This window comes from Roseateles sp. GW821-FHT02E12 (genome assembly GCF_059421665.1).
The window spans coordinates 1,579,673-1,591,434 of the sequence record NZ_JBWKVK010000002.1 but is presented as its reverse complement, the minus strand read 5'-3'; the positions used below and the strand labels follow the sequence as shown (position 1 = coordinate 1,591,434).

Sequence of the window (11,762 nt, the reverse complement as noted above, 5' to 3'; positions counted from 1 at the left end):
AAGACCGCGGGGACCGTGGTCGCGAACGCCAGCAGCACAAGCCCCACCGCGCAAATCAGGCCTCCTCCCATGACGAAGGGCTTCTGCCGCTTCAGGCGGTCGGACAGATAGCCGAACAGGAAGCATCCGAAAGCCACTGGGGCTATCGACACCAGCGTCAGCTGCAGGACGACCGGCCCGACATCGGCAGCCGCGAACTTGAATCTGTCGATCAGCAGGAATGCGTTGTACGTCGCGCTGGAAAAGGTGCACGTGATGAGAAACCGTACAAGCCAAGCCCATCCGAACGCAGGATGCTGCCGAGGGTTGAGCCAGAACGACTTCAGCAACTCGATGGCCGAGATTTGCCCCGCTCCAGCGGATGAAACATGTCGGGGATCGCGCAGCAGGGCGGCGCCGACCAGCGCGCCCAAGGCAGCGGCACCGCCGACGATGCACCATTGCAAGACAAGGTTGCCGGAGGCGGCGCTGACCGCCCCCAGCCCGAGCAAAGGCGCACAGGCTGCGATGAAGCCAATCAGGCCCGAGGTGGAGCCTCTCTTCTCAGCCGGGATCTGATCGACCACCGCAGCCGCTCCTGCAGCGAACTGGAAGTTGATGAATATCTGAACCAGGCACCAGACGACCGCCACCTGCCACACCTGCGTTGTGAGCGCGAGCGCCGCGACCGACAGGCCGCCGCCCACGCCTCCGATCAGGATCCAGGTGCGCCTGCGCCCGAAGCGGGACGTCGTGCGGTCGCTGAACCGGCCTCCAAGAGGGTTGGCGAGCAACGCGAAGAAGCCACCCAGGCCGATGACGAAGCTGAAAGTCGTGGCGGCGTCCTGAACCGAGATCTTCGTTAGATGGAGTGCCAGCAGCAACGCCGGTGGCACCACCTGGGTGATGAACGCGCCGCTGTAGGAGGCGATCAGCGCCGTGACCAGTCGGCCGAAGGGCGTCGCCGAATCGTTGCGGGCCGCATGGGACATGTCGTGGATTGGCGTCGTGGTCATTGGCAGCACTCCATCCAGGCTTGGCGCTCCGGCGCGGCCGCATCGGGCAGCACTTCGGTGAGTGCATCGAAAATCATGGTCTGTCGCCGTGTCAGGTCATAGGCAGGCCAGCCGGGATCCCCGGTCTGCGCGAACCGCGTCCATGCCGCGTGCATGGCGGTGGCAAGGCTCTGTGGCGGCTGCGTGCCCAACCAGGCCTCGCTGCCTGGCAGCGACTTCAGCGCCTGGAGGTCGTCGCGAACGAAGGGAATCTCGAGCGCATGGTTGGACGCCAGTCCCGGCGGCAAGCCCGGGCTCTCCCACCGGAACTCGTACAGCCAAGTCGGCACCGACGGGCTGGCCATGGCCCTGGCGTCGGCCAGCCGCAGGCTCGGCATGCGGAAGACCCTGTCGGTCCAGGCCGCTTCAATGAGGGCCAATCTGCTGTCAAGGCGGCGCGGACCGCTGCGGTAGGCGTCCCTGATCGACGCGTTGATGCCGAGCAGACGCTGGAGGTACCAGCCCACGATGGGGTTGACATCCGAGCGACCCAGGACCTTCAGGAAACCAATGGTCTCGTTGCGGGTCGTGCCCATGATCAGCGGCACGTTCGCTCTCGATGCGGCGGCACGAATCGGCGGTTCGGGCAGGGAGGCCGTTGCGTGCACGGCACGATAGGGACTCAGCTGGAAGCATTGAGCACCGGACCTGAGCGGATTGGCGAACTTCAGCGCGAACGGAAGGGTCGCCGCCACCGTCTGCGGCACCGTCGTCGCCTCGAAGGCCGCAAGCGTCGGCTTGATGCCAAGGTGCTTGGCAAGCCGCCGCGTGACACCTGAAGCCTCCTCGGGTGACACAGAGACAGCGGGGGAACCGCTCTGCGCAATGGCGCGCGCAAACAGGCCGCGGGCAGACGGCATGCACAAAAGATTCATGACGCTCACGCCTCCGGCAGACTGCCCGAAGAGAGTGACGTTGGACGGGTCGCCGCCAAAGGATGAAATATTTCGCTGCACCCACTCCAGCGCAGCAACCTGGTCGCGCAGCCCCAGGTTGTCCGTCCCTTCACCCAGATAGACGAAGCCTTCGACGCCCAGCCGGTAGTTGATGGACACGTGCACGATGCCGTCGCGCGCGAAAGAGCGCCCGCTGTGGGCCATCGCTGAGCCACTGCCCATCAAATAGCCGCCGCCATGGATCCAGACCATCACTGGCAGCCGATTGGCGCCGCAGTCGGGCGTCCAGATCTCCAGCGTCAGGCAGTCGGGACCGGTGGATTGCGCGTTGAAGTAGAGCGCGTCGATTTCGTCCCCGTCCTCGAGCGCGGGCTGCGGCGCTCCCGGCCCGGGTTTGATGCATGGCCGGATGCCGCTCCACTTTTCCGGCGGCTGCGGCGGCCGGAATCGCTGTGCGCCAAAGGGCGGCGCCGCGAAGGGGATGTTCCTGAACACGTTCAGCCCGCACTCCACAGCCCCCTCGACCCGGCCGAATTCAGTGGAAACAACGAGACTCATCTGGAGATCCTTGGGAGATAGGGTTTCGCAAGAGATGCATGCGCTACGCCGGCAAACTTCGGGCGGCAGCAGCCCACAGCACGGCGCTGCGCCGTGCTGGCCTGAGATGGAGAGAAGAACGTCAGTTGCGGAGCTGGAGGACGTCGTCCAGCATCCTGATGACGCCCCGGGGATCCTGCAGATGAAGGTCGTGCACGGCGCCCGGCTTGACGCGCACGTCCCATCCCTCGGTCCGCAGCGCCTCGGCCATCCTGGCCGGCACCACGGCGCTGTCCTGCGCCAGCAGCAGCGTCGAGGGAACGACGGGCCGACCAATCGGGTAAGGGCGGGTCCGGGCCGAGCGCACGAGCTGCAACATCATTGATGCATCCCAGTCCTTCAACATCGCCCGCACACGTTCGGGCACGTCGTCGGCGGTCTCCGCTGCAACGGAACGCCCGGCAAGCCGGACCAGCAGGTCCGCAAGCCGCGGCCTGAGCGGACCGAGCAGGCTCAACAGGTGCGTGGCCACCGAGGTCGACATGCTGAGTGAGTAGGCGGGGTCAAGCCCGATGTAGCGCGTGGGTCGCAGGCGCTCGCAGGCCCATGCACCGGCGACGCCGCCGAGAGATTGCCCAACGAGCAGGTCCAGCCCCAGCGGCAAGCTGTCGACCAGGTCGCCCGCAAAATCCTCGACGCGATAGGCGTCGGCTCGAGGGCTGCGCCCGTGCCCGCGCAGGTCGAGGAGGATCACCGTGAAGCCGTAGTCGGCAACCAGGATGCTCGCGAAATCGCGCCACACGTCAGCGGCCTTGGATGCGCCGTGCACAAGCGCGGCCGTTCTCGGCCCGCTGCCAACACGCCAGGTCTCGAGCTTCATCGCCGTGGCCCCCCATCGCCGGCTGTTGAGACCATCACGAGGCCCGCCCTTGGAACAGCTCACGCGCGATCAGATCCTTCATGATCTCGTTGGCGCCGCCATAGATCTTCTGCACGCGCGAATCGACGTACATCCGCGCGATCGGGTACTCCGCCATGTAGCCGTAGCCGCCGAACAACTGCAAGCACTCGTCCACGACCTTGCACTGCTGCTCCGTGCACCACCACTTGGCCATGTAGGCCGCCTGATCGTCGAGCGTGCCGTCGAGCAGGCGCTGCGTGCAGTCATTGAGGAAGGCACGGACGACGTGAGCGAGCGTCGCGCATTCCGCCAGCTTGAAGCGGGTGTTCTGAAAGTCCCCGATGGCCTGGCCGAACGCCTTGCGATGGCTCACGTAGTCGACAGTGAGCTCCACTGCGCGCTCGATCACCGCCGCAGCGGGCACGGCCAACAGCAGCCGCTCGTAGGGGAGCTGACTCATCAACTGCCGAAACCCCTCCCCCGGAACCTCGCCCAGCAGGCAGTCGGCGGGCACGCGAACGTTGTCGAAGAACAGCTCGGCCGTGTCGGACGCGTGCTGGCCCAGCTTCTCCAGCCGCCTGCCGACGCGAAAACCGTCAAGGCCTTCCGTCTCGACCACGACCAGCGACACGCCGCGGGAGCCGGCCTCGCCACTGCGGACAGCGACGACCAGCAGATTGGCGGTGAAGCCGTTCGTGATGAAAGTCTTGGCACCGTCGATGACGAGGTGCTCGCCGTCCCGCCGCATGCGGGTGGTCAGTGCCTTCAGATCCGAGCCGCAGCCCGGCTCCGTCAGCGCGATACCGGCAAGCAGCTCTCCGCTGGCCAGCCTTGGCAACCAGCGCCGCTTCTGCGCCTCGGTCCCATAGTCGACGATGTAATGCGATGCGATGGTGTGCACCGCCGTATTCACCGGGAACTCCGCCCGCGCGAGTTCGTCCTGGACCACCAGCTGGTAGGCCAGCGTGGCGCCTGATCCGCCGTGGTCCTCATCGAGTTCCGGCAGCAGGAAGCCCAGCGCCGCGAACGGCCGCCAGACTTCGCGCGGAATGAAGCCCTGGCGTCGCCAGCCATCCAGCCGCGGTGCGAGTTCGCCGTCGATATAGCGCCGGAGCTGATCCCGGAAGGCGTCGATCTGTTCGTCCATCCAAGAATGGCGCAGCAGTTGTGGAAACATCGTTCAGATCCCCGTGAGACCGCCGCTGCACATCAGGGTCTGGCCGCTGATGTAGTCGGACTCCGGAATGCAGAAGAGATAGACGGCATTTGCCGCGTCCTCGGGGGAGCCCGCGCGGCCGAGCGGGATGCTGCGCTCCATCGTGGCCATCAAGTCGGGGTTCACGCCCACCTTGATGTCCTTGCCGTCGATGTGTGCCATCGCGCCATCGCTGGCATTCGTCGTCAGCCGCGTCTTGATCAGCCCGTAGGCCACGCAGTTGACGGTGACATTCATGCGGCCCCATTCCTTGGCCAGCGTCTGCGTCAACCCCATCACGCCGGCCTTGGCCGTGGCGTAGTTGCTCTGCCCCGCGTTGCCGAACATGCCGGCAACGGATGAGATGTTGACGACCTTGCGCACCCGGACGGAGCCAGCCTCGGCCTCCTTGCGCGACAGCGCCCGGATGACCGGCTGCGCGGCCCGCAGGATCCGGAACGGGGCGGTCAGGTGGACGTCGATCAGCGCGTACCACTGCTCGTCCGTCATCTTCTGGATGACGTTGTCCCAGGTGTAGCCGGCGTTGTTGACGAGGATGTCGAGCCCGCCATAGCAGTCCATGGCCGTGGCGACGAACCGGTCGGCGAAATCTGGCGCTGCAACACTGCCGATGCAGGCCTCGGCAAGACCGCCGAGGCTTCTGATCTGCGCCACCGTCTCCTGCGCCGGATCGTCGTCCAGGTCGTTGACGACGACACGTGCGCCTTCGCCAGCGAGCTTCAGCGCAATGGATCGACCAATGCCGCGGCCGGCGCCGGTGAGCAGGGCCACCCTGCCTTCAAGTTTTGATGTCATGGAGTTTCTCTGTTGGAAGGGCCAGGCAACGCCACCATGGCATCGCCGATGATCTTGGTCTGGCCGTACTGGTTCTCGCAGTGCAGCTCGATGCGCAACCGGGTCTCGCCCCCCTCTTCAAACCGCTCGGTCACGCGGCCATGGCATCGGAGGGCGTTGCCAAGATGCGCAATGCCCTGGAAACGCACGTCGAACCGACGCAGCTGTTGCTGGGGGGTCCAGTTCGTCAACAGCCGGCCCAGCCAGGCCATCGCCAGCATCCCCTGGGCGAAGACATCGGGCATGCCCGCGCGACGCGCAAAGTCCAGGTCGAGATGAATCGGGTTGTGGTCGCCGGACGCACCTGCGAACAGCGCCAGGGCGGTCCGGTCGATGATGGGCAATTGCAGCGCAGGCAACTGGTGGCCGACGCCAACGTTGGCAATATCAAGCATCTTCATGGCCTTCAGTGGCGGTACACCAGGACCGCCTGCATCTCCGCCACGAGCTCGCCGGCCTCGTCCGTGACCCGCGACGACTTGACCACGAACTCGAGCGCCCCGCCCTTCTTCTGGTACACGTCGCTCACCTTGGACTGGACGGTCACCGTCTCACCCGCGCAGACGGTGCGGTGATAGGTGAAGCGCTGTTCGCCATGCAGCAGATTCGTCAATGGGATCCCGAGTTCACCGAGCAGGCGATCGTTGGCGCCAGATTCGAGTTCGATGCCGAACAAGAAGGTGGGCGGGACCGGCAAGTCCGCAAAGCCCGCAGCCCGGGCCTCGGCAAGGTCGGTATACATGGCGTTGGTTTCACCGATGGACTTTGCGAAAAAGCGCAGGCGCCCCCGCTCTATCGTCATCACCGACGCCGGCGTCTCGTGCCCTATCCACTTGCTGTCGATCATGCGCGGCCTCCCGCGACGCGCTCGTACAGCGTCACGACGCAGGCGCCACCCAGGCCGAGGTTGTGCTGCAGCGCCAGCTTTGCATCCGGCACCTGGCGGCGCCCGGCGGACCCGCGCAGTTGATGGGTCAGCTCGAAGCATTGCGCCAGCCCCGTCGCGCCGAGCGGATGCCCCTTGCTCAGCAGCCCCCCCGAGGGATTGGTGACCGTCTGGCCGCCGTAGGTGTTCTGCCCGCCCTCCACAAACGATTCGGCGCCACCGATCGGGCAAAGGCCGAGCGCCTCGTAGGAAAGCAGCTCGTTATGCGCGAAGCAGTCGTGCAGTTCAACGACGTCCACATCCATCGGATCCACGCCGGCTGCTTCATAGACGAGCGAGGCCGCTTCACGCGCCATGCTGAAGCCGACAACCTCCCGCATGTCGCCAGCCTCGAAGGTGGAGGGTCTGTCCGTCGTCATGGACTGGGCCTTGATCCGGACGCCGCGCGACAGTCCGTGCCGCTCGGCGAACTCGGCCGAGCACAGAATCGCGGCCGCGGCACCACAGGTCGGCGGGCAAGCCATCAGGCGGGTCATGACACCGGGCCACAGCACCGCGGAAGCCATCACCTCCTCGGCAGTGACGACCTTGCGAAAGAGGGCCAAGGGGTTGTGCTCGGCGTGGCGGCTCGCCTTGGCGCGAATCTTGGCGAAGGTCTCCACGCGGGTGCCGAACTGCCTCATGTGCGCTTCGCCGGCACCGCCAAAATAGCGCAGCGCCAGCGGTAGCTCGGACTCCACAAGTTCGTCCGTGGCGCTGTTGAAGCGCTGGAAGGGACTCGGGCGATCCTCAAAGATGCCCGCGATCGGTCCCGCCGTCATCTGCTCGAAACCCAGCGCGAGCACGCATTCGCTGGCGCCGCTGGCCACGGCCTGGCGGGCAAGGTACAGGGCAGTCGAACCTGTGGCGCAGTTGTTGTTGACGTTGATGATCGGAATGCCCGTCATGCCGACTTCGTAGAGCGCTCTTTGCCCGGCCGTGGAGTCGCCATAGACATAGCCGGCGTAGGCCTGCTGGACCTGCTCATAACCGACCCTCGCATCGGCAAGGGCCGTGCGAACCGCCTTGGCCGCCATCAACGGATAGGGCTCATGTGCGCCGGGCTTGACGAAGGGGATCATGCCGACCCCCACGACGTAAACATCATTGCTCATCGAATTTCCTCGAGAAGACGAAGTTGCGAAGACATCTCTTTCAAGAGACGTTGCGCTTGCGGCCGCGCCAGAACGGCTCGCGAAGGGTCGACTTGAGGACCTTGCCGGCGCCAGACAGTGGCAATTGATCGACGAAGGTGATCGTGCGCGGGCACTTGTAGGCCGCGATCAACGACTTGCAGTGGCCGATGAGTTCCTCGACGGACAGGTCTGCCCCACCCTTGGCCACCACGACCGCGTGCACAGCCTCACCCCAGTTCTCGTCCGGGATGCCGATGACGGCGCTGGCGGCCACGCCGGGGTGGCGACCGAGCGCGTTCTCAACTTCGCCCGAATAGACGTTCTCGCCACCGGTGACGATCATGTCCTTGAGGCGGTCGACGATGAAGATGAACCCGTCGCCGTCCATCCAGGCGCCGTCGCCCGTGTGCATCCAGCCGTCGCGGATGGCCGCGGCCGTCAGCTCGGGTTGGTTCCAGTAGCCGAGCATCACGTTGGGCCCGCGGACAACGACCTCGCCGACCGTGCCACGGGGAACTTCGCGGCCGTCGCCATCGACGATGCGCACTTCCGTGCATCGCGCCGCGCGGCCAGCCGAAGCGAGCTTTCCCAGCGCCCTGCCCTCGGCCGAGTGGTAGTAGCCGGTGTTGAGCGTCGCGATGGGCGACAGCTCGGTCATGCCATAGGCCTGGACAAAACGGGCCTGCGGAAACACGGCCATCGCCCGCTCGATGAGCGCCTCCGAGATCGGCGAAGCACCGTAGGCGATGGTTTTCAACGCACTCAGGTCCCTCGGCTCGTCGATGCTGGGATCGTCGACGAGGCGCTGGATCATGGTCGGGACCAGCAGCACGCTCGTCACACGGTCGCGCGCCAGCGTGTCCAGCACGTGCCGAGGCTCGAACGAAGGCAGGACGGAATGCGTGACCGCATTGAGCCACTGGCCATGCGCAATGCCCATGTCCGCCAGATGGAACATGGGCGCGACATGCAGATAGGTTCCCGCGTCGCTGCCGAAGTCATCCGAGCACACCATCAGCGCGGAGCTGCACATATTGGTATGGCTGAGCATGACGCCCTTCGGATAGCCGGTCGTGCCGCCGGTGTAGAAGATGCCGGCCAGGTCGTCACCCCGTCGGCCTGCGTCAGGCATGGGCTCGGCCTTGCGCAGCAATTCCTCGTAGCCCAGCATGCCCGCGGGTGGATGGCCGTCCCCGCAGTGGATGACCACCCGTGCGGTTGCCGGCTCCTGCTGGAAGTGCGGCACCATGGCCTTGAAGGCGTCATCGACCAGCAGGATGGCGGAGCCTGAATCGTCCAGCGCATAGAGGATCTCGCTCGCCGACCAGCGCGTGTTGCAGGGATTGAGGACGCCGCCGCCCCAGAGCACGGCCATCTGGTACTCGAGGTAACGGTCCGAATTCAGGGCCAGCATGGCGACGCGATCGCCGCGTTGCATGCCGAGGGACCGCAGTGCGCTGGCGAGACGGGCGACGCGATCTGCAAACTCTCGGAAGGTCCGTTGTCGCTCACCGAAGCGGACGGCGATCCGATCCGGATGCTGCTGCAGCGCGCGGTGCAAGGCCTGGGTGATGTACATGATGGTGCGTCTCAGTCAGGCGCCATGGCGAAGCGCCTGGCGTGCTTGGAATGCTTGTCAGCTTGAGCGCTGCGGCGTGGATGCGGTTGGTGAGCAGCTCAGAAGCGATAGGCCATGTCGATGCCGACGGTGCGCGGCTGAATGACACCGGCGACGAAGGGATTGCCCGACGGGTTCAGCCCGGTCACCTGGTCGCCCCCTGGGGCGGCATGGTTGAGCCCGCGCTTGTTTGACAAGTTGCGCACGTAGGCCGAGAGGCGAAGGCTGTCGATGTCCACGCCTGCGTTGAAATTCCAGGTCGTGTAGGCGGGCACTTCCACCGCCTTTCTGAGGCTGAAGTCCGAGCGACGCGTGCCCATGTAGTTCACCGAGATCCCGGCCCACGCCTTGCGCGAAGCGATCACGAAGTCATATTGCCCCCCGACCGAGCCGCTCCACTTGGGAGTGAACGGCATGCTGTCGCCATTGACGCCACCGGCGGCGGGCGCGTCGGACGTCAGCCGTGCGTCGGTGTAGGCGCCGTTGGCCCGCAGCGTCAGCCCGGCAGCGGGTGTGTAGATGAGCGACAACTCAGCGCCCTGACTCCGTGCCGTGCCGCCGTTGACGAAATACGCGTACGAAATCGTCGAACTCGGCGCGGTCGTCAGGATCTGCAGCTTCTGCCAGTCGGTGAAGAACAGTGCGCTTTCGATCGACGCCTTGCCGCCGAGAAAGTAGGACTTGAAGCCGACTTCGTAGCTGACCAGCTTGTCCGCGTCGAAGGATGGCTTGCCGTCCGGCACCAGCCCAGCAGGCAGCGTGCTGGGCCCACCGGGTCTGTAGGCCGAAGCGGCTCGGGCATAGAGCGCCGTGTCGACGAACGGCTTGTACCGCGCGCCGAGCATCCAAGTCGAATGGCGCTGCGCCACATCCTGGATCACGACCGAAGCGAGGGGCGACGCGATGGTCGGCGCGTAGTTCTGGTCATAGTGCTGCCGGTCCGTGGACAGCCGCAGGCCAGCCATCAAGTCCACATCCGGCGTGACGGCCAGCGTCACATTGCCGAAGGCCGACAGTTCCCGGTATTTGGATTTGGTGAGCGCGTCCGCCAGCTTCGGCGTCGGCAGCACCTGCCCTGTGGCCATGAAGAAGGGGCTGTCAGCGCCAATGGCGTTCGAACTCTTTTCATCGGTCCAGAACAAGCCCGCGTCGTACTCCAGCCTTTCCTCGAAGGCGCTCGAACGGGCCCGCAGTTCCTGGGATATGCGACGGGTACGGATGTCCACGTCGCTTTGGGCCCCGAGGCCAGGCAGGCCGAAGATCAGCTGCAGCAGGGCTGTGTTCGGGCGGCTCACGTCCTGCTTGAAGTGCATTCGGGAGTCCTGCCAGGTCGTCGCCGAGACCAGCTCGAAATTACCCACCCTTCCCTTGACCGTGACGTTTGAAACGTCGAGCGACGACTCCTGCGGTTCATCTATCCACGTCGATCGCTGCAGGTCGCCCGACAGGGGCACGAGGTCGGGCGCGACGGCGTCCTCGTTCCCATAGCCTTTGGCCTTGAACTTCTGGGAGAGGACCCAGCCCCGCACCAGCCATTGAGGAGCGACCTTCCAATCCATCGCGATCCGCCCGCCGCGCGTTGTCGCGCGATTCACATCCTGCGCGCCATTCGCGGGGTTGTCGATGTACCCCCCTTCGACTCGATTGAATGCGCTGAAGCGCAGACCCAGAACGTCCTTCTCCAGCGGCAGGTTCAAGGCAACGCGCTCGTTCGAGCCTGAGCTTCCTCCTGCGATGCTGTTCATTCCAAGCGTGACGACGCCTGAGAAGGAACCCGTGTTGGCGGGTGCAGTCACGTACCGGACCAATCCGCCCACTGCGCCGGCGCCATACAGCGTTCCCTGTGGGCCCTTCAGCACTTCGATGCGTTGCAGTTCAGCCGGATCAAGATCGGGCGTCAGCACGCTGCCCGACGCGAACGCATTGACCGATCCGATCGGCGCCTCGTCGATGTATTGGGCGGTGGTGGGTGTCGACTGGTTCGCGCCGGTGCTGATGCCTCGCAACACCACCGCAGACTGACCCCGGGTGACCGAGATGACGGACAGGCCGGGGACCTGCGCGGCGAAGTCTTCGAGTCGCGCGGCGCCGGCCAGGGCGAGGCGCTCCCCACGGATCGATGAAATGGAAGCCGCGACGTCGATCGCGGCCTGTTCCCGCTTGTTGGCGGTCACCACGATCCTTTCGAGCACATTGGTCTCGGCCGGGGTTCTCGATGACGCAGCGGTCGCTGCCGGCTCGACGCTCTGGGCATGCACCGACTGCATGAGCGAGCACAGCAGGGAGGTCGTAACGGCGACGGCGGTTCGATCAAACCGTGAGGGGGCTGGGGTGTGCATGAGTTCTTCGGTAGGGATGGGCGCCAGGTGCGACGGGCGCACCGAGCCACTTGCCCGCGGCAAACCACGGGCAGACGGTTGCGGCTTGCGCCGGCTTCTTGGGGTTTGGCTAGCCTCGGCGGCTCATGGGCACTGCGTGCACAACGGCGCTGGCTGGCCGATGCGTCAGTCGCGGCGCCTGCGCAATCGGCAGTGCCGCCCTATGCGAACCATCCGCTGTCGTTCGCCTTCAACGTCATGCGCGGACGGCGAGCGCCGCGTCGGAAGGGTGTCCATGTTCTTGCCTCTGTCGTTGTGTGTCTGCCATGTGCCCAGGCAGTGGCCGT

General features: G+C 65.5%; 10 protein-coding genes. All 10 read right to left on the bottom strand.

Going from position 1 to position 11,762, the window contains the following annotated elements:
* The coding region (locus tag AC07V5_RS18010) for an MFS transporter (protein WP_495117048.1) at window positions 1–995 on the bottom strand (995 nt) is incomplete at its 3' end.
* Window positions 992–2,488 (bottom strand): carboxylesterase/lipase family protein, encoded by a 1,497-nt coding sequence (locus AC07V5_RS18005; protein ID WP_495117047.1) that lies wholly within the window; start codon window positions 2,486–2,488, stop codon window positions 992–994. The genes AC07V5_RS18005 and AC07V5_RS18010, both read right to left, overlap by 4 nt.
* Window positions 2,489–2,609: 121 nt before the next feature.
* Window positions 2,610–3,347, bottom strand: coding sequence for an alpha/beta fold hydrolase (locus AC07V5_RS18000; protein ID WP_495117046.1), 738 nt, complete (start codon window positions 3,345–3,347; stop codon window positions 2,610–2,612).
* Window positions 3,348–3,381: 34 nt separating this feature from the next.
* Window positions 3,382–4,545: an acyl-CoA dehydrogenase family protein gene (locus AC07V5_RS17995; protein WP_495117045.1), complete on the bottom strand. Its 1,164-nt coding sequence runs from the start codon at window positions 4,543–4,545 to the stop codon at window positions 3,382–3,384.
* A gap of 3 nt (window positions 4,546–4,548) precedes the next feature.
* A complete protein-coding gene (locus tag AC07V5_RS17990; RefSeq protein WP_495117044.1) occupies window positions 4,549–5,379 on the bottom strand; it encodes an SDR family NAD(P)-dependent oxidoreductase in 831 nt (276 codons plus the stop codon).
* Window positions 5,376–5,819, bottom strand: a complete 444-nt coding sequence (locus tag AC07V5_RS17985; protein WP_495117043.1) for a MaoC family dehydratase — start codon at window positions 5,817–5,819, stop codon at window positions 5,376–5,378. Before AC07V5_RS17985 ends, AC07V5_RS17990 begins: the two co-directional genes overlap by 4 nt.
* Window positions 5,820–5,824: 5 nt before the next feature.
* Entirely contained in the window at window positions 5,825–6,265 is a 441-nt protein-coding gene (locus tag AC07V5_RS17980; protein WP_495117042.1) for a MaoC family dehydratase N-terminal domain-containing protein, read from the bottom strand.
* On the bottom strand, window positions 6,262–7,458 hold the full coding sequence (locus AC07V5_RS17975) for a lipid-transfer protein (RefSeq protein WP_495117041.1): 1,197 nt from the start codon (window positions 7,456–7,458) through the stop codon (window positions 6,262–6,264). Before AC07V5_RS17975 ends, AC07V5_RS17980 begins: the two co-directional genes overlap by 4 nt.
* Before the next feature lie 40 nt (window positions 7,459–7,498).
* Window positions 7,499–9,058 carry a long-chain-fatty-acid--CoA ligase gene (locus tag AC07V5_RS17970; RefSeq protein WP_495117040.1) on the bottom strand — a complete coding sequence of 520 codons (1,560 nt, stop codon included), beginning with the start codon at window positions 9,056–9,058 and terminating at the stop codon, window positions 7,499–7,501.
* 98 nt (window positions 9,059–9,156) lie between these two features.
* A complete protein-coding gene (locus AC07V5_RS17965) occupies window positions 9,157–11,436 on the bottom strand; it encodes a TonB-dependent receptor (protein WP_495117039.1) in 2,280 nt (759 codons plus the stop codon).
* Window positions 11,437–11,762 lie beyond the last annotated feature (326 nt).